Annotated in this window: 15 protein-coding genes; 12 read left to right on the forward strand and 3 right to left on the reverse strand. The window is 70.9% G+C overall.

The window, feature by feature from the left end; all coding sequences use genetic code 11:
• The first annotated feature begins 548 nt into the window (after window positions 1–548).
• From gap to pgi, 7 genes are all read left to right on the forward strand, one after another.
• Complete coding sequence (gap, locus tag ACF09J_RS02320; RefSeq protein WP_141362002.1) at window positions 549–1556, forward strand: type I glyceraldehyde-3-phosphate dehydrogenase; 1008 nt, start codon at window positions 549–551, stop codon at window positions 1554–1556.
• A 166-nt stretch (window positions 1557–1722) separates the two neighbouring features.
• On the forward strand, window positions 1723–2934 hold the full coding sequence (locus ACF09J_RS02325) for a phosphoglycerate kinase (RefSeq protein WP_392303481.1): 1212 nt from the start codon (window positions 1723–1725) through the stop codon (window positions 2932–2934).
• Window positions 2935–2940: 6 nt separating this feature from the next.
• The gene (gene tpiA / locus ACF09J_RS02330) at window positions 2941–3717 is read left to right on the forward strand and encodes a triose-phosphate isomerase (RefSeq protein ID WP_392303482.1); all 777 of its coding nucleotides are present in this window, start codon (window positions 2941–2943) and stop codon (window positions 3715–3717) included.
• 158 nt (window positions 3718–3875) lie between these two features.
• Window positions 3876–4112 (forward strand): preprotein translocase subunit SecG, encoded by a 237-nt coding sequence (gene secG / locus ACF09J_RS02335; RefSeq protein WP_100569504.1) that lies wholly within the window; start codon window positions 3876–3878, stop codon window positions 4110–4112.
• A gap of 216 nt (window positions 4113–4328) precedes the next feature.
• The gene (locus ACF09J_RS02340; RefSeq protein ID WP_073952427.1) at window positions 4329–4664 is read left to right on the forward strand and encodes an RNA polymerase-binding protein RbpA; all 336 of its coding nucleotides are present in this window, start codon (window positions 4329–4331) and stop codon (window positions 4662–4664) included.
• A gap of 138 nt (window positions 4665–4802) precedes the next feature.
• Window positions 4803–6083 carry an MFS transporter gene (locus ACF09J_RS02345; protein ID WP_392303483.1) on the forward strand — a complete coding sequence of 427 codons (1281 nt, stop codon included), beginning with the start codon at window positions 4803–4805 and terminating at the stop codon, window positions 6081–6083.
• 66 nt (window positions 6084–6149) lie between these two features.
• Window positions 6150–7802: a glucose-6-phosphate isomerase gene (gene pgi, locus ACF09J_RS02350; RefSeq protein WP_392303484.1), complete on the forward strand. Its 1653-nt coding sequence runs from the start codon at window positions 6150–6152 to the stop codon at window positions 7800–7802.
• Window positions 7803–7863: 61 nt separating this feature from the next.
• Here the strand turns inward: pgi and ACF09J_RS02355 are convergent, their stop codons facing one another.
• From ACF09J_RS02355 to ACF09J_RS02365, 3 genes are all read right to left on the reverse strand, one after another.
• The gene (locus ACF09J_RS02355; protein WP_392303485.1) at window positions 7864–10146 is read right to left on the reverse strand and encodes an FtsX-like permease family protein; all 2283 of its coding nucleotides are present in this window, start codon (window positions 10144–10146) and stop codon (window positions 7864–7866) included.
• A gap of 85 nt (window positions 10147–10231) precedes the next feature.
• Window positions 10232–10987, reverse strand: coding sequence for an ABC transporter ATP-binding protein (locus ACF09J_RS02360; protein WP_141362014.1), 756 nt, complete (start codon window positions 10985–10987; stop codon window positions 10232–10234).
• On the reverse strand, window positions 10984–11499 hold the full coding sequence (locus ACF09J_RS02365; protein ID WP_392303486.1) for a PadR family transcriptional regulator: 516 nt from the start codon (window positions 11497–11499) through the stop codon (window positions 10984–10986). Before ACF09J_RS02365 ends, ACF09J_RS02360 begins: the two co-directional genes overlap by 4 nt.
• 160 nt (window positions 11500–11659) lie before the next feature.
• On the opposite strand from ACF09J_RS02365, the gene ACF09J_RS02370 reads away from it, so the two are divergent.
• The 5 genes from ACF09J_RS02370 to ACF09J_RS02390 all read left to right on the forward strand — a co-directional run bounded on the left by ACF09J_RS02370 (window position 11660) and on the right by ACF09J_RS02390 (window position 18446).
• Entirely contained in the window at window positions 11660–12934 is a 1275-nt protein-coding gene (locus ACF09J_RS02370) for an ABC transporter substrate-binding protein (RefSeq protein ID WP_392303487.1), read from the forward strand.
• Between the two features lie 213 nt (window positions 12935–13147).
• Window positions 13148–14779, forward strand: coding sequence for a glycoside hydrolase family 13 protein (locus ACF09J_RS02375; RefSeq protein WP_392303488.1), 1632 nt, complete (start codon window positions 13148–13150; stop codon window positions 14777–14779).
• Window positions 14780–14817: 38 nt separating this feature from the next.
• Window positions 14818–16158, forward strand: a complete 1341-nt coding sequence (locus tag ACF09J_RS02380; RefSeq protein ID WP_392303489.1) for an ABC transporter substrate-binding protein — start codon at window positions 14818–14820, stop codon at window positions 16156–16158.
• Between the two features lie 186 nt (window positions 16159–16344).
• Complete coding sequence (locus tag ACF09J_RS02385; protein ID WP_392303639.1) at window positions 16345–17607, forward strand: ABC transporter permease subunit; 1263 nt, start codon at window positions 16345–16347, stop codon at window positions 17605–17607.
• The gene (locus ACF09J_RS02390) at window positions 17607–18446 is read left to right on the forward strand and encodes a carbohydrate ABC transporter permease (protein WP_392303490.1); all 840 of its coding nucleotides are present in this window, start codon (window positions 17607–17609) and stop codon (window positions 18444–18446) included. Before ACF09J_RS02385 ends, ACF09J_RS02390 begins: the two co-directional genes overlap by 1 nt.
• The last annotated feature ends 91 nt before the right edge of the window (window positions 18447–18537 follow it).

Below are 18537 nucleotides of genomic sequence, written 5' to 3' on the forward strand. Positions count from 1 at the left end.
CGCCGGCCCCTGTCCTGATCGTCCGCGTCGACTGTCACCGCACCCCGACCGGCCGCCACCGGTCAACCGGCACCGGCTGGTCGACCAGTGGCGGCCGGTCGGGCGACAGGGGCTACTGACAGTGATCGACCAGGGTCGCCCGACGTGGTCGACGAACGTGGTTGACAGGCCGAGCCGGTTGTCTTCCGGCAGGGTGGCCGGGGTGGGGGCGAGCCGGTGGGAGCAGGGTGCTGCGGAAGCGGGCCATGAGGGAATTGCCCGGTTTGCCGGAAGTCCGGATTAGGGTGAGATCATCTTATTTCTCAAGTGAGCTGGGAGGCTCACGAACGAGTGACCAACGTGGTCAATTGGTATGGGCAATCCATAGCGAAATCGGGCGATCCAGGCGTCCGGCTCAAGGGGTTTCGACCTTTGGTGAAGCCGTGCCGTCCAGGACGCGTCCGGATGTCACTCAGGAGGCCTTGGAGGGGTAGGGTCGTGGGTGGTCGGGGACATCCCAATACAGCTCGCCGGCGTCGAAACCGGCGTACCAACGAGGAGATCGGTTCGTGACGATCCGCGTAGGCATCAACGGCTTTGGCCGCATCGGTCGTAACTACTTCCGCGCGCTGCTGGAGCAGGGTGCAGACATCGAGATCGTGGCTGTCAATGACCTGGGTGACACCGCGACCACCGCTCACCTGCTGAAGTACGACACCATCCTGGGCCGCCTCAAGCAGGAGGTCTCCCACACCGCCGACACCATCACCGTCGACGGCCGCACCATCAAGGTGCTGTCCGAGCGCAACCCCGCCGACATCCCCTGGGGTGAACTCGGCGTCGACATCGTCATCGAGTCCACCGGCATCTTCACCAAGAAGGAAGACGCCGAGAAGCACATCGCCGGCGGCGCCAAGAAGGTCATCATCTCCGCCCCGGCGAAGAACGAAGACGTCACCATCGTGATGGGCGTCAACCAGGACAAGTACGACCCGGCCAACCACCACGTCATCTCCAACGCCTCCTGCACCACCAACTGCGTGGCGCCGATGGCGAAGGTCCTCGACGAGAACTTCGGCATCGTCAAGGGTCTGATGACCACCGTGCACGCGTACACGAACGACCAGCGCATCCTGGACTTCCCGCACAAGGACCTGCGCCGCGCCCGTGCCGCCGCCGAGAACATCATCCCGACCACCACCGGCGCCGCCAAGGCCACCGCCCTGGTCCTTCCGCAGCTCAAGGGCAAGCTGGACGGCATCGCCATGCGCGTCCCGGTGCCCACCGGCTCGGTCACCGACCTCGTCGTCGAGCTCTCCCGCGAGGTCACCAAGGAAGAGGTCAACGCCGCCTTCCAGAAGGCCGCCGAGGGCGAGCTGAAGGGCCTTCTGGACTACACCGAGGACCCGATCGTCTCCTCGGACATCGTCAACGCCCCGGCGTCCTGCACGTTCGACTCGTCCCTGACCATGGTTCAGGACGGCAAGAACGTGAAGATCATCGGCTGGTACGACAACGAGTGGGGCTACTCCAACCGCCTCGTCGACCTCACGGTCTTCGTCGGCAACCAGCTCTGACCGGCAGGGCCGGCGCCTCGATGTGAGATCAGGGCTCGGGCGGCGCACCCACGCGCCGGCCGGGCCCTGACGCACGTACAGCGGGCCGAACGACCACAACCCGCCCACGTGCGGATCGATCAGCCCTCGTACGATCAAGAGCCCCCTCTTCAGGAGTCCCAACCCAATGAAGACGATCGACGAACTTCTCTCCGAAGGCGTGGACGGCAAGCGGGTCTTCGTCCGCGCCGACCTGAACGTGCCGCTGGCCGACGGTGTCATCACCGACGACGGCCGCATCCGCGCCGTCCTGCCCACCGTCAAGGCTCTCGCCGAGGCCGGCGCCAAGGTGGTCGTGGCCTCCCACCTGGGCCGCCCCAAGGGCACCCCGGACCCGGCCTTCTCGCTGCTGCCCGCCGCCGAGCGGCTCGGCGAACTCCTGGGCGCGCCGGTGGCGTTCGCCCAGGACACCGTCGGCCCGGCCGCCCACGACGCCGTGGACGGCCTGCAGCCCGGCCAGGTCGCGGTCATCGAGAACCTGCGGTTCAACCCCGGCGAGACGGCCAAGGACGACACCGGGCGCGGCGAGTTCGCCGACCGGCTCGCCGCCCTCGCGGACGTCTACGTCGGCGACGGATTCGGCGCCGTGCACCGCAAGCACGCCTCCGTCTACGACCTGCCGGGCCGCCTCCCGCACTACGCCGGCTACCTCATCGCCACCGAGGTCGGCGTTCTGAGGAAGCTCACCGACGACGTCCGGCGGCCCTACGTCGTCGCGCTCGGCGGCGCCAAGGTCTCCGACAAGCTCGCCGTCATCGACGAGCTGCTCGGCAGGGCCGACCGGCTGCTCATCGGCGGCGGCATGGCGTACACCTTCCTCAAGGCCCAGGGCCACGAGATCGGCAAGTCCCTCGTGCAGGAGGACCAGCTCCCGGTCGTCAGGGAGTACATCGAGCGTGCCGAGAAGACCGGCGTCGAGTTGGTCCTGCCGGTGGACGCGCTGGTCTCGCCCGCGTTCCCGGACCTGAAGGCCAAGGCCCCGGTCCACCCCACCGCCGTCGCCGCGGACGCCATGCCGGCCGACCAGCTCGGCCTGGACATCGGCCCGGAGTCCCGCAAGCTGTACGCCGCGAAGCTCGCCGACGCCGCCACCGTCTTCTGGAACGGCCCGATGGGCGTCTTCGAGCACCCCGACTTCGCCGAGGGCACCAGGGCGGTCGCCCAGGCCCTGGTCGACTCGGACGGCTTCACCGTCGTGGGCGGCGGCGACTCCGCCGCCGCCGTCCGTACGCTGGGCTTCGACGAGTCGGCATTCGGCCACATCTCGACCGGCGGCGGCGCCTCCCTCGAATACCTCGAGGGCAAGACGCTCCCCGGCCTCGCCGCACTGGAGGACTGAAACCGTATGAGCACGCGCACGCCGCTGATGGCGGGCAACTGGAAGATGAACCTCAACCACCTCGAGGCCATCGCGCACGTCCAGAAGCTCGCCTTCGCCCTGGCCGACAAGGACTACGAGGCCGTCGAGGTCGCCGTCCTGCCGCCCTTCACCGACCTGCGCTCCGTGCAGACGCTGGTCGACGGTGACAAGCTCAAGATCAAGTACGGCGCCCAGGACGTCTCGGCGCACGACTCGGGTGCCTACACGGGCGAGATCTCGGGCCCGATGCTGGCCAAGCTGAAGTGCACCTACGTGGTGATCGGCCACTCGGAGCGCCGGCAGTACCACAACGAGACCGACGAGCTGGTGAACGCCAAGGTCAAGGCCGCCTACAAGCACGGTCTGACCCCGATCCTGTGTGTCGGCGAGGAGCTGGAGGTCCGCGACGCGGGCAACCACGTCACGCACACGCTCGCCCAGGTCGAAGGGGGTCTGAAGGACCTCCCGGCCGAGCAGGCCGAGTCGGTCGTGATCGCCTACGAGCCCGTCTGGGCCATCGGCACCGGCAAGGTCTGCGGCGCGGCGGAGGCCCAGGAGGTCTGCGGCGCCATCCGCGGCAAGCTCGCCGAGCTGTACTCGCAGGAGGTCGCCGACCAGGTGCGCATCCAGTACGGCGGCTCGGTGAAGTCGGGCAACGTCGCCGAGATCATGGCGCAGGAGGACATCGACGGCGCCCTGGTCGGCGGTGCCTCGCTGGACACGGACGAGTTCGTCAAGATCGTCCGCTTCGGCGAGCAGTGAGCCGGGGCCACCGCAGGCAGTGAGCCGGGCCCGCCGCGGACGGCGGGCCGGGCCGTGAGTATGCGCGGGCGGCGATCCGTCGTACCCTTGCGGGGGCATGGTAGGCATGACCTGCCACACCCTGTCGTCCATCCGAATCCGAGGAAGTTGGTCCAGCCGTGGTTTTGGGGTTCTCGATCGCCCTGATCGTCTTCAGCCTGCTGCTGATGCTGCTGGTGCTGATGCACAAGGGGAAGGGCGGCGGTCTCTCCGACATGTTCGGTGGCGGCATGCAGTCGTCCGTCGGCGGCTCCTCGGTCGCCGAGCGCAACCTCGACCGCATCACCGTGGTGATCGGCCTGCTGTGGCTCGCCTGCATCATCGTGCTCGGCATCCTGATGAAGACGAGCAGTTGACGAGCGGCTGCCCGCCGGTCGGTACCGCACATTCCGTACGTAAGGCCCCATGGTCGGTACGCGCTCTCGGGCGCGGCCTATCATGGGGCTTGCGTCTGTGTGGGAGCGGTAACTCCCATCACTGGACGCGCGTTGGGCCTTACGTAGACTGAGGCGCTCGCGGCGGAGCGGCAGGCCGACCCGCTTCGCGGCACCATCACGCAGGGAGTTACGACCGTGGCAAGTGGCAACGCGATCCGAGGAAGCCGGGTCGGGGCGGGGCCGATGGGCGAGGCCGAGCGTGGCGAGTCCGCGCCGCGTCTGCGCATCTCCTTCTGGTGCTCCAACGGACACGAGACCCAGCCGAGCTTCGCCAGCGACGCGCAGGTTCCCGACACCTGGGACTGCCCGCGCTGTGGTTTCCCGGCCGGTCAGGACCAGGACAACCCGCCGGCCCCGCCGCGCACCGAGCCCTACAAGACGCACCTGGCCTATGTGCGCGAGCGGCGCAGCGACGCGGACGGTGAGGCGATCCTCGCCGAGGCGCTCGCCAAACTGCGGGGCGAGATCTAGGACTTGAGGTCCGGCCGGCCGCCTTCGGGCGCGGGGCCGGACCTGCTGCGTACCCGGGCGGACCGGCCGCCGCGGACCGGTTGTCAGTGGTGCCCTCTACGGTTTGTGCATCGGCGAATCGTGAGCAGAGGGGACGCCATGACGGGGGTGGAGGTCGGCCGCGAGGCCGTCGACGCGGGTGCGCCGGCGTGGCGCGGTGGATTCGGACGGCTGTGGAGCGCCGCCGTGCTGTCCAGCTTCGGCGACGCGCTGCGTACGGTCGCGCTGCCGCTGCTCGCCCTGTCGCTGACCGACGACCCGCTGCTCATCGCCTCCGTCACGGCCTGCGGGTATCTGCCCTGGATCGTCTTCGGGCTGCTCGGCGGCGCCGTGGCGGACCGGGTGGACCAGCGGCGCGCGATGTGGGCGGCGGACACGGTGCGGGGCCTGCTGGTCGCCGGATTCGCGGTGGCCGTCGCCCTCGGGCACGCCTCGATCGGCCTGCTGATCGCCCTGGCCTTCGCGCTGACCACGCTCCAGACGCTCTTCGACAACGCCGCCACGTCCCTGCTGCCCGTTCTGGTGGGGCCCGAGGCGCTGGGCACCGCCAACGCCCGTCTGATGACCGGGCAGCGCCTCGCGGGCGGGCTGCTGGGCGGCCCGGTCGTGCCCCTGCTGATCGCCGCGGGGGCCGCCGTCCCCTTCGCGGCCGACGCCGTCACCTTCCTGGCAGCCGCCGCGCTCGTGGCCTCCCTGCGGGTCTCCGCGCCCGAGCGGAAGCCGCGACCCGCGGGGAGCACGCTGCGGCGGGAGACAGCCGACGGACTGCGCGCCCTCGGCCGGGACAGGGCCCTGCGCGGGCTGTGCGCCGCCACCGCGCTGTGCAACGTCGGGATGGGCGCGCTCATCGCCACCCTGGTGGTCGTCGTGACCGGCTGGCTTGGCGCGGGCCCCAAGGGGTACGCGGTGGCGCTGACGGCGTACACGCTCGGCAGCCTGGCCGGGGGAGCGGCCAACCGGCCGATCGTGGCCCGGCTCGGGCGGATGCGGGCCGTGCTGATGGCCGGCGGGGTGCAGATCGCCGCGCTCGCGGTCATGGGACTGGTGCGCAGCCTGGCCGTCGCGGTGGCCTCGCTGGCCGTGTTCGGGCTGATGGGCATGGTGTGGAACGTCAACACGACGACGCTGATGCAGCAGCGCAGCCCCGCGGGGATGCTGGGCCGGGTCAGCGCGGCCTTCCGCACCCTTGCGGTGGCCGGGGCGCCGCTCGGGGCGGTGCTCGGAGGCGCCGTCGCCGCGGTGTGGGGGCCGAACTGGCCGGTGCTGCTCACGGCCGGTTTCTTCGTCCTTTCCGTGGCCGCGCTGATACCCGTGCGCCGTGCCGACGTACTCCTTGTCACGCCGGACGACGGCGTGACGACGACTCATGTCACCCGCTGATCAACTACGTTGGAGCGGCAGCGGGGCAAGGACGCAGGACAGCTAGGAAAGAAGGCTGAGGTCCGAATGAACGCAGACGCCCGTACCAGGCTCAACCAGAGGCCGGAGTGGACCGCTCTGGCCAGGCACCGTGAGGAGCTCGCCGACACCGGTCTGCGGGATCTGTTCGCGGCCCACCCGGAGCGCGGCGAGGCGTACGCCCTCCAGGTCGGTGATCTGTACGTCGACTACTCCAAGCACCTCGTCACCGACGAGACGCTGCGGCTGCTGCGGGAGCTGGCCGCCGCGACCGACGTGTTCGGCCTGCGGGACGCCATGTTCCGCGGTGCGCGGATCAACGTCACCGAGGACCGTGCCGTGCTGCACACGGCGCTGCGCGCGCCGCGGGACGCGGTGATCGAGGTCGACGGGGAGAACGTCGTACCGGGGGTGCACGCGGTCCTCGACAAGATGAGCGACTTCGCCCACCGGGTGCGGTCCGGGAAGTGGACCGGGCACACCGGCAAGCGGATCCGCAATGTGGTCAACGTCGGCATCGGCGGCTCCGACCTGGGGCCCGCGATGGCGTACGAGGCGCTGCGGGCCTACACCGACCGCGGTCTGACGGTGCGGTTCGTGTCGAACGTCGACGGCGCGGATCTGCACGAGGCCGTGCGGGATCTGGACGCGTCGGAGACGCTGTTCGTCATCGCCTCCAAGACGTTCACCACGATCGAGACGATCACCAACGCGACGTCGGCGCGCAACTGGCTGCTGGGCGAGCTGAAGGCCGGCCCGGAGGCCGTCGCCCGGCACTTCGTGGCGCTGTCCACGAACACGGAGAAGGTGTCCGCGTTCGGCATCGACGTCGAGAACATGTTCGAGTTCTGGGACTGGGTCGGAGGGCGGTACTCGTACGACTCCGCGATCGGCCTGTCCCTGATGATCGCGATCGGGCCTGACCGGTTCCGGGAGATGCTGGACGGCTTCCGTCTCGTCGACGAGCACTTCAGGACCGCGCCGGCCGAGTCCAACGTGCCGCTGCTGATGGGGCTGTTGGGGATCTGGTACGGCAACTTCCATGACGCGCAGTCGCATGCGGTGCTGCCGTATTCGCACTACCTGTCGAAGTTCACCGCGTATCTCCAGCAGCTCGACATGGAGTCCAACGGGAAGTCCGTGCAGCGGGACGGGGAGCCCGTGGGATGGCAGACCGGGCCGGTGGTGTGGGGGACGCCGGGCACCAACGGGCAGCACGCGTACTACCAGTTGATCCACCAGGGTACGAAGCTGATCCCGGCGGACTTCATCGGATTCGCCGAGCCGGTGGCCGAGCTGAGCGGTGAACTCCGCGCGCAGCACGATCTGCTGATGGCCAACTTCTTCGCGCAGACCCAGGCGCTTGCCTTCGGCAAGACCCCGGAGGAGGTACGCGCGGAGGGGGTGCCCGACGAGCTGGTGCCGCACAAGACGTTCCGCGGGAACCACCCGACGACCACGATCCTCGCGCGCGAGCTGACTCCGTCGGTGCTGGGGCAGCTGATCGCGCTGTACGAGCACAAGGTCTTCGTCCAGGGCGCCGTCTGGAACATCGACTCCTTCGACCAGTGGGGAGTCGAGCTGGGCAAGGTCCTGGCGAAGCGGGTGGAGCCGGCGCTGACCGAGGGCGCGCGGGTGGAGGGACTGGGCCCGTCCACGACGACCCTGGTCGCCAAGTACCGGGCCCTGCGCTCCCGCTGACCCTCCTCCCGCCCACCCCGTCACACCGGAGCGGGGCACCCGCCCCGCCGGGCGCCCCGGCTCAGGCCACCGCCGACAGCGTGTCCGCCGTGCGGCGGTGGGAGGCTCTGGTGGCGGGGAGGGTGGCGAGGGCTGCGGCCCCCAGGGCGGCCGCGGCGATGAAGAGGAGAAGCAGGAGCGGGGAGGGTGTTCTGGCGATCCCCGCCCCGATGCCGCTGGAGTGGCCCTGGCTGTTGATCAGCCAGTCGGACAGAGGGAGGGCCAGGAGGGTGGCCGCGGCCGCCGCGGCCAGGGCGGTGCAGCCGGTCGAGGTCACCGTGATCGCGGTGATCTGGCGGGGGGAGAGACCGATGGCCCTGAGGGCCAGGAGGTCCCGTTCGCCCTCGCGGATCGTGCCGCCGATCGCGGAGAGGAGCTCGATCAGACCGATCAGGGCCAGGACGCAGATCAGGCCCACGATGACCGCGCGCATCGACGACAGGCCGTCGGCCGGGTTGGTCACCGGGTGGACGTCCAGGTGGCCGTGGGCGGCGGCGGACAGGGCCGTGGCGACATGGCGTGGATCGGCGCCCGGATCGAGGCGGAGCTGGTAGAAGGTGGGGCTGAGGTTCGGGTCGTTCTCGTGCAGGCTGTCCAGGGACGTGGAGATGACCCGGCCGGCGTTCTCCGGCTCGATGCTGCGCCCGACGATGTGCAGGATCTGCGGCTGGTCGCCCACCGTCATGCGCACCCAGTCGCCGACGCGGACGTCGAGCAGATCCAGCAGGCCCTGCCCGGCCACCGCCTCGTCGGGGCCGTCGGCACGGCGGCCCTCGGCCAGGGCGAACGGGTAGGGGGCCTCGCGGGTCCCCAGGCCCCGCAGGGCGATCGTGGCCGTCTGGCCGGGGACCAGGGCGGCCACTTCCACCCCGGGGTAGACGGCGGCGACCCCGGGTTCGTCCGCCAGCAGCTCCCGTGCGCCACGGTCGTTCAGGGTGCTGTCGGGCCGGACGGTGAGCGCGGCCGGCAGCCCCAGCTCCTCCGGCCTGTTGTGGAAGCGGTCGATCGTGGTCCAGGCGCTCATCGCCACCACGATCAGCAGCAGCGGCAGCGCCAGCCGTCCCACGGTGGCGAAGGTGCGCGGGCGGCGGGTGAAGGCCCGGTGCCAGCCCAGGACGAGGGCGGGCGGCAGACGCAGACCCAGTGCCCTGCGGGCGGCCGCGGTCAGTCCGCCGCCCGGCACCGCCGCGGGGCGCGGCACGGGAACCGGCGGCACCCGCCCCGCCCGCCACGCGGCGAGCCCGGTCACCGCGCCGATGAACAGCACCGCGCCCACCGGGACCGCGACCATCGCCACCGTCTGACCCGGCAGGCCCTGCCACACCCCGACCGCGTCGCCGAGCCGGCCCGGGATCCGCGCGCCCAGCCCCTCGGTGAGCACCACCGCGGCCACGGCGCCCAGCACGGCGTACGCCACATGCTGGAGCAGGAAGATCCGGACCACCTGGGCGGGTGTGAAACCGATCGCCTTCAGCACCGAGATGTCCCTCAGATGCCCCCGGATCCGGGTGCCGATCGCGCCGTGCACCGCCAGCCCGGCCGCGATCAGCGCGCCCAGCCCGAACAGGCCCAGCACCTGCCCGAGCAGCCGGTTGTCGCCCTGCGCCTCGGCCCGCGCCTGCTGCCAGGTGGACACCTCGCCCACCACGCCGGCGCCCAGCACGGTGACGGCGCGCTGCACCGCGTAGTCCGTGTCGTCGGGATCGGTCAGCCGCAGCCCCACCACCCGTCCGCCCGGCTCGCGCACGGCGGACGGCTGCGCCCACACCAGCCCCGGCTGCTCGCCGGGGCCGTAACGGGGTTCGGCGCTGTCGGCGATGCCCACCACGCTCAGCGCGCGCCCGGTGCCGGGCAGGACGAGCGTGTCACCGGGCTCGGCAAGGAGCGCCCTGGCCAGACGGCTCTCCAGGACCACGCCGTCCGGCTCCCCGGCGTCGAGCCAGTGCCCGGCGGTGAGCAGCGGACGCCCCACGGTGGGCAGGGACGGCGTACCGCGCAGCTCCACGGTGGCGCGGGTGCCGCGGGAGGCGACGGTGGCGGACTCGATGAGGTAGGCGTCGGTGACCGACTCGACGCCGTCCAGCGAGGCGAGCCGTTCCGTCTCGGCGGACCGCGCCGTGTGCAGCCACACATGGGCGCCGCCGGACTGGGTGAAGACCCGCTGCCAGGGGTTGGTCGCGTAGCCGAACAACGCGGTGGCCAGCAGCAGCGAGGCGACGATGCCGGTCGTGGCCAGCGCGATGAACAGCGCCTCCCCGCGATGCGTGCGCAGATCGGAGTGCGCCCAGCGCAATGTGGCTCGCACGGGCCTCAGTCCTCCGGTCCGGAACGCGGACCCGGGCGCGCCGGGCGGCCGTGCCCCGAGCACATCAGGTGGTCGTACACCGCACTCAGTCCCTCAGCTCCAGCACGCCCGAGATCCCCGTGCTCCGCGACGGCGTGGTGCCGTCCAGTGCCGCGTCGTCGGCGATCCGGCCGTCGAAGAAACTGATCACCCGGTCCGCGGCGCTGGCCAGCCGGGCGTCATGGGTGACCAGCACGATCGTCTGGCCGCGCCCGTGGAAGCGGGACAGCAGCCGCATCACCTCGCGGGTGCCCTTGCTGTCGAGGCTGCCGGCGGGCTCGTCGGCGAGCAGCAGCGGAGGGTGGTTGACCAGCGCGCGCGCCAGCGCGACCCGCTGCTGCTCGCCGCCTGACAGCTCGCCCGGCATGCTGCGCTCCTTGCCCTCCAGTCCCAGCTCGGCCAGCAGTTCCTCCCGCTCGGCGCGCGCCTGCCGGGGTGAGCGGCCGGCGAGCAGGGCGGGCAGTTCGACGTTGTCGGCGACGGACAGGTTGGAGACCAGGTTGAAGAACTGGAACACGATCCCGATGCCGTTGCGGCGCTCCTCGGCCCAGCGGGCCTCGCCGTAGGAGTCGGTGCACCGGCCGTCCAGCCAGATGCTGCCCTCGTCCGGCCGCTGCAGCCCGCCGAGCAGGTGCAGCAGCGTCGACTTGCCGGCGCCCGACGGGCCGGTGACCGCCACGAACTCGCCGCGGGTCACCGACAGATCCACTCCGCGCACGGCCCGGGCGGGCGCCCCCTGGCCGTGGTGCGTCTTGACCAGGCCCTCGGCCCGCAGCAGTGCCGGAGCTCGGACGTCACTCACTCCAGCCCCTCCAGTTCCTCCTGGCACCGCTCCAGCCAGTCCAGGTCGGCCTGAAGGTGCAGCATGGCGCCCTCGATCAGCAGTTGGGCGATTCGGTTGTCCCGGTTCTCGGCGGCGGCCAGCTTCGACAGATTGCGCATGGTGTTGAGGTACTGGCGCCGCTGCTTGTTGATGAGGGCGACCTGGTCGGCGAGACCGGTCTGCGGGGCGAGGGCCAGCTTCATGAAGAACTCGTCCCGCACCCGGGGCTCGTCCTCGGGCTCCTCGAACCAGGCGCGCAGTGCCCCCCGTCCGGCGTCGGTGAGGTGGTAGATCTTCTTGTTGGGCCGGCTGGACTGCTCGACCTCCTCGCCCTCGATCAGTCCCGACTTCTCGAGGCGGCCGAGGGTCACGTAGATCTGGCCGACGTTCGGCTGAGGGTACGCGGAGCCCAGCAGTTGCTCAAGGTCCTGCTTCAGCTCGTAGCCGTGGGCGGGACCGCGCGCGAGAAGTGCCAGGAGGGGCAGGCGCACGCGTGCTCTCCTCCTAGGTCCTCGTCAGACGCGTCATGCGGGGGGTCTCCGGGTGGACGACGTGAGATTGACGCCAGGCCCTAGTATCGCCCATACCTAACAGGTATACATGGCCTGAGCCGGGCGAAGGTGCCCGGCGCCGGTGTGCAAGGAGGAACCTATGCGGTGGATCCACGCCGCCGGTAGGGGCCTCCTCGTCCTGGTCGTGGTCTTGACCGGCTACATATCCTCGGGCGCGAGGGCGACCGAGGGGAGCGGCGAGGGCCGCGGTCCGCTCACCCTGGCCACCGCGGGCGATCTGACCGGTTACCTCGGCCCTCTGCTGGAGGGCTGGAACCGCACGCACCCCGCCGAGAGGGTCACCCTCGTCGAGCTGCCCGACGCCGCCGACGAGACCCGGGCGCAGATGGCCACCGACCTGCGCGGCGGCAACCGCAGCCGGTTCGACGTGCTCAACATCGACGTCAACTGGACCTCGGAGTTCGCCGCCGCCGGCTGGATCCGCCCGCTGCCGCGCGAGCGCTTCCCGCTGGGGACGTTCCTGCCCCCGGTCGTCGGCACGGCCACCTACGACGGACGGCTGTACGCGGTCCCGTACGTCACCAACGCCGGCCTGCTGCTGTACCGCAAGGACATCCTGGACAAGGAGGGCGTCGCGCCGCCGCGCACCTGGGCCGAGCTGGAGCACGCCGCCCGGACCATCGCGCCGAAGTACGGACTGGACGGCTACGCGGGCCAGTTCCTGCCGTACGAGGGCCTGACCGTCAACGCGGCCGAGGCCGTGTACTCGGCGGGCGGCACGATCCTCGGTGACGAGGGAGAGCGCGTCACCGTCGACTCGCGCGCGGCCCGCGAGGGCATCGGCTTCCTGGCCCGCGGCTTCGCCGAGGGCTGGATCCCCAAGGAGGCGCTGACGTACAAGGAGGAGGAGTCCAAGCAGGCCTTCCAGGACGGCCGGCTGCTCTTCCTGCGCAACTGGCCCTACGCGTACGCCGTCGCCTCCGCCGAGGGCTCCGAGGTCGCCGGGAAGATCGGCGCCGTACCGCTGCCCGGACCCGACGGACCGGGAACGAGCGTCCTCGGCGGCTCCAACCTGGCCGTCAACACCCACGCGCGGCACCCGGACTCGGCCGCGCGCCTCATCGCGTACCTCACCAGCGAGCCCGTCCAGCGCCAGGTGCTCACCGAGGGCGCGCTGCCGCCCGTGCGCGCCGCGCTGTACGAGGACCCCGCACTCGTACGGCGGTTCCCGTATCTGCCGACCCTGCGGGCCTCCGTGCGGGCCGCCGCGCCGCGCCCCAAGAGCCCGCACTACGACCAGGTCAGCCTGGTGGTCCAGGCGGTCGTGCACGACGCGCTGGCCGGGCGGCAGACCCCGGAGGCGGCCGTGCGGCGCCTCGCGCGCGAGCTCGACGCCATCGCCGGGCGCTCGTAGCACTTGTAGCACTGTGCCGCGCGCAGCGGAAGCGCTCGATCTAGTTACTTGTTAGGTAACGCCGCCATCACATCTGTGTCCGCTCCCTCCGGACAAGTCCGGACACGCGTCGCCAACTGCCCAGTAGTTTCTGTTCCGTTCGTTGACACCTTCGAGACACCGCTACCTAACATGAATGCATAACTGCTGCCTTCACAGGAACAGGTCAATGGGTTGAACAGGCATGGTTGGTGGCGCGACGCGGTGATCTACCAGGTGTACGTCCGCAGCTTCCTGGACAGCACCGGTGACGGCATCGGCGATCTGGCCGGGGTCCGCGCGGGGCTGCCGTATCTGAAGAAGCTCGGCGTCGACGGCATCTGGCTGAGTCCCTTCTATCCCTCCCCGCAGCACGACCACGGTTACGACGTGGCCGACTACTGCGGCGTCGACCCGGTCTTCGGCGACCTCGCCGAGTTCGACCTGCTGATGGCCTCCGCCCGTCGGCTGGGGATCAGGGTGCTCCTCGACATCGTCCCCAACCACTGCTCCAGCGAGCACCCGTGGTTCCGCGAGGCGCTCGCCGCCGGGCCCGGCAGCGAGGCCCGCGACCGTTTCCACTTCACCGAGGGGCGCGGCCCGGACGGCGTCGAGCCGCCCAACAACTGGCACGCCATGTTCGGCGGCCCGGCCTGGAGCCGGGTCACCGAGCCGGACGGCCGCCCCGGCCAGTGGTACCTGCACATGTTCACGCCCGAGCAGCCCGACTGGAACTGGCGCAACCCCGAGATCCCCGCCGAGTTCGAGCGCGTGCTGCGCTTCTGGCTCGACCGGGGCGTGGACGGCTTCCGCATCGACGTCGCCGCCGGCCTGTTCAAGCACCCCGAACTGCCCGACTCCCCGGACCCGGAGGCCGACGCCCGCACCCGCGACTCGGTCAACCCGCTCGCCTGGAACCAGCCCGAGGTGCACGACGTGTGGCGGCACTGGCGCGCGGTGTGCGAGGAGTACACCGCACGCGACGGCCGCGAGCGCCTGCTGGTCGGCGAGGTGTCCGTGCCCAGCGCCCGCGAACACGCCAAGTACGTCCGCGCGGACGAACTGCACCAGGCCTTCTTCTTCGACCTGCTCGGCGCCCCCTGGGACGCCGACGCCTTCCGCAAGGTCATCTCCGAGGCCATGCTGGACATCGCCGGCACCGGCTCCACGGTCACCTGGGTCCTCAACAACCACGACCAGGTCCGCACCGTCACCCGCTACGGCGAGCCCGCCGTGGAGGGCAGCGGACTCGGCGCCGCCCGCGCCCGCGCCGCCGCGCTGCTGATGCTGGCGCTGCCCGGAGCCGCCTACGTCTACCAGGGTGAGGAACTCGGCCTGCCCGAGGTCGTCGACCTGCCCGACGACGTGCTCACCGACCCGATCTTCCGCCGCACCGGAAGCCGCGCCCGCGTCCGCGACGGCTGCCGGGTGCCGCTGCCCTGGTCGGGGCAGGTCTCCCCGTTCGGCTTCACCTCCGGGACCCAGAGCGCCAAGCCCTGGCTGCCGCAGCCCTCGTACTTCGCCGAGTACGTCACCGAACGCGCCCTCGCCGACACCCGGTCCTTCTGGCACCTGTACCGCGACGGCCTGCAACTGCGCTCAGCGCTGCCCCAGTTGGGCGAGGGCTCGCTGCGCTGGCTGGACACCCCGCCGGACGTGCTCGCCTTCGTCCGCGGCGACGGCCTGGTCTGCGCCGTCAACTTCGGTACGGCGCCCACGACCGCGCCCGTCCCCGGCACCCCGCTGCTGGCCAGTGGCGACTGCCCGCCCGGAGTGCTCGCCGGGTCCACCGCCGCCTGGTGGACGACCGACGGCACCGACCTCTGAACCTCGTCAATTCGCCACCTTCCGAAGGGACATCAACGATGATGCGACGACGTACCACCCTGCTCACCGGCTGCACCGCCCTGGTCCTCGCCCTCGGCGCCACCGCCTGCGGCAGCGACGACCCCGTCTCCGCGGGCGGCGGCGACAAGTCGCTCAGCGGCCAGACGGTCACCGTGGCCGGCGTCTGGTCCGGCAGCGAGCAGAAGAACTTCCAGAAGGTGCTGGACGCGTTCTCCGCGAAGACCGGCGCCAAGACCCAGTTCATGTCGACCGGCGACAACGTCTCCACCGTCGTCGGCAGCAAGATCGAGGGCGGCAACGCCCCCGACGTCGTGATGGTCCCGCAGGTCGGCGTGCTCCAGCAGTTCGCCAAGAAGGGCTGGCTGGAGCCGCTGTCCGACACCACCCAGAAGTCGGTGGACGCCAACTTCGCGCCGGTGTGGAAGAAGTACGGCAGCGTCGACGACACCCTGTACGGCCTCTACTTCAAGGCCGCCCACAAGTCGACCGTCTGGTTCAGCCCCGACGCGCTCGACCAGGCCGGCGTCAAGGCGCCGGCGACGTACGACGAGATGCTCAAGGCCGGGCACACCCTCTCCGACTCCGGGCTCGCCGCCTTCGCGGTCGCCGGACAGGACGGCTGGACCCTGACCGACTGGTTCGAGAACGTCTACCTCTCCCAGGCCGGCCCCGAGAAGTACGACGCCCTCGCCGCGCACGAGCTGAAGTGGACCGACGACAGCGTGGTCAAGGCGCTCACCACGCTCGGCAAGCTGTTCAAGGACAAGCAGCTGATCGCGGGCGGCCAGAAGGGCGCCCTCAACACCGACTTCCCGGGCTCGGTGGAGAAGGTCTTCGGGCCCAAGCCCGAGGCCGGCATGGTCTACGAGGGCGACTTCGTCGCGGGCGTCGCCCACGACCAGTTCGACCGGACCATCGGCAAGGACGCGGACTTCTTCCCCTTCCCGCCGGTCGACGGCGGCAACGCGCCGGTCGTCAGCGGCGGTGACGCGGCCGCCGTCCTCAAGGACGGCAAGAACGCCAAGGCCGGCATGAAGCTCCTCGAGTACCTGGCCACCCCGGAGGCCGCGGCCGTGTGGGCCAAGGCCGGCGGATTCCTGTCCCCGAACAAGAACCTCGACCTCGCCTCCTACGGCGACGACGTCACCCGCGCCACCGCCAAGTCCCTGGTCGAGGCGGGCGACTCCGACGCGGTCCGCTTCGACATGTCCGACCAGGCCCCGGCGGCCTTCGGCGGCACCAGCGGCGTGGGCGAGTGGAAGCTGCTCCAGGACTTCCTGCGCGACCCGTCCGACCCGAAGGGCACCGCGGCGAAGCTGGAGGCCGCGGCGGCCAAGGCGTACAAGAACCAGGGCTGACCCGCCATGACCGCCACCACGCTCGCGAAGGAGAAGGGCGCGGGCCCCCCGTCGCGCCCCCCCCCCCCCCCCCCCCCCCCCCCCCCCCCCCCCCCCGGGGGGGGGGGGGGGGGGGGCCCCCCCCCCCCCCCCGGGGCCCCCCCCCCCGGCGCCGGGCCCCCGCGGCGGCGGGGGCGGGTCGTCGCGCTGCTGTTCGTCTTCCCCGCACTGCTGCTGCTCGGCGCCCTCGTCGTCTACCCGGTGCTGTTCTCCGTCGGCCGGAGCTTCTTCGACGCCTCCGGCACCCGCTTCGTCGGCGGGGAGAACTACACCGAGATGTTCCGCGACCCGGCGACCCTGAAGGCCGTCCGGAACACCACCATCTGGGTCGTCGTCGCCCCGGCGCTGCTCACCGGGCTCGGACTGATCCTCGCCGTACTGGTGGAGAAGGTCCGCTGGGCCACGGCGTTCAAGCTGCTGCTGTTCATGCCGATGGCCGTGTCCTTCCTGGCCGCCGGCATCATCTTCCGGCTCGCCTACGACGAGGACCCGGACAAGGGCGTCCTGAACGCCGCCGTGGTCTCCGTGCACGACGCGTTCAAGGGATCCCCGTCCTACCCGAGCGCCCGCGCCCGTGAGGGGTTCGGGCTCACCAAGGGCCGGGACGGCTCCTACCTCACGAACGCGAGCCTGACGCCCGGTTCCGCGGTGGCGCTGCCGATGGTCGGCGTACTGCCCAAGGACCTGCCCGGCAACGCCTCGCCCGCCCGCCCGTTGGAGGACGGGAAGGCCGCCGCCGACGAACTGCGCGGAGTCGTCTACCTGGACTTCGTGCCCGGCGGAGGCGGTACCCAGGGCAGGATCGACAGCGGCGAGAGCGGCCTGCCCGGCATGAAGGTCGAGGCGGTGCGCGACGGCCGGACGGTCGCGAGCACCACCGCGGGCTCCGACGGCTCCTTCCGCTTCACGGGCCTGAAGGCCGGTTCGTACGAGGTGAAGCTGCCGCAGGCCAACTTCGCGCAGCCCTACCAGGGCGTCTCCTGGCTCGGCCCGACGCTCGTCACCCCGATGATCATCGGCGCCTACCTGTGGATCTGGACCGGGTTCGCGATGGTGCTGATCGGCGCCGGACTGTCCGCGCTGCCGCGTGACGCGCTGGAGGCGGCGCGCATCGACGGGGCCAACGAGTGGCAGATCTTCCGCCGGATCACCGTGCCGCTGCTCGCCCCCGTCCTCACCGTCGTCTTCGTCACCCTCGTGATCAACGTGATGAAGGTCTTCGACCTCGTCTACATCATCGCGCCCGGCCCGGTGCAGCAGGACGCCACCGTGCTGGCGACCCAGATGTGGCTGGTGTCCTTCGGCGGTGGCAACAACCAGGGCCTCGGCAGCGCGCTCGGCGTGCTCCTGCTGCTCCTGGTGATCCCGGCGATGGTGTTCAACGTCCGCCGCTTCCGAAGGAGTCAGTGATGAACGCGGTCAGGCGGGGCCTGAGCAGCGCGCTGGTCCAGGCCGTCCTCGTGGTGATCGGCCTGATCTGGATGACCCCGCTCGCGGGACTGTTCCTGTCGTCGCTGCGTTCGGCCAAGGACACCGCGAAGGGCGGCTGGTGGACGGCGCTGGCCGGCCCGCAGCAGCTGTCCTTCGACAACTACTCGGCACTGCTGAAGAACTCGGGCATCACCAAGGCCTTCTGGAACACGGTGCTGATCTCGGTGCCCACGACCCTCCTGGTCGTGGTCATCGCGGCGCTGGCCGGCTACGCCTTCGCCTGGCTGGACTTCCCGGCCCGTGAGCCGCTGTTCCTGCTGGTCGTGGCGATGCTGGTGGTGCCGGTGCAGATCGGCCTGCTGCCCGTCGCCAAACTCTTCGGCCAGCTCGGCCTGTTCGGCACGATCCCCGGCGTCGTCCTCTTCCACGTGGCCTACGGGCTGCCGTTCGCGGTGTTCCTGTTGCGGAACTACTTCGCCGAGATGCCGAAGGAGATGCTGGAGGCGGCCCGCATGGACGGGGGCAACGAGTGGCGGATCTTCACCCGGCTCGTGCTGCCGGTGGGCCGGCCCGCGATCGCGAGCCTCGCCATCTTCCAGTTCCTCTGGGTGTGGAACGACATGCTGGTGGCGCTGCTGTTCGCCGACACCTCGTCGCAGCCGCTGACCGTGGAACTGCAGTCGCAGATCCGGCAGTTCGGCAGCAACATCGATGTGCTGGCGCCGGGGGCGTTCCTGTCGCTGGTCGTGCCGGTGGTCGTGTTCTTCGCCTTCCAGCGGCATTTCGTGCAGGGGGTGATGGCTGGGTCGGTGAAGTGACGCCGACCCCTGGTCCGGCCTGAACGGCCTCCTCCCCGATTGTCGGACGGGCCGGAAGAAAGGTGCGGCGGCGGTGTTCTCACCGCCGCCG

Origin of the sequence: Streptomyces sp. NPDC014889 (assembly GCF_043081205.1) — a bacterium.
Lineage (GTDB): Bacteria > Actinomycetota > Actinomycetes > Streptomycetales > Streptomycetaceae > Streptomyces.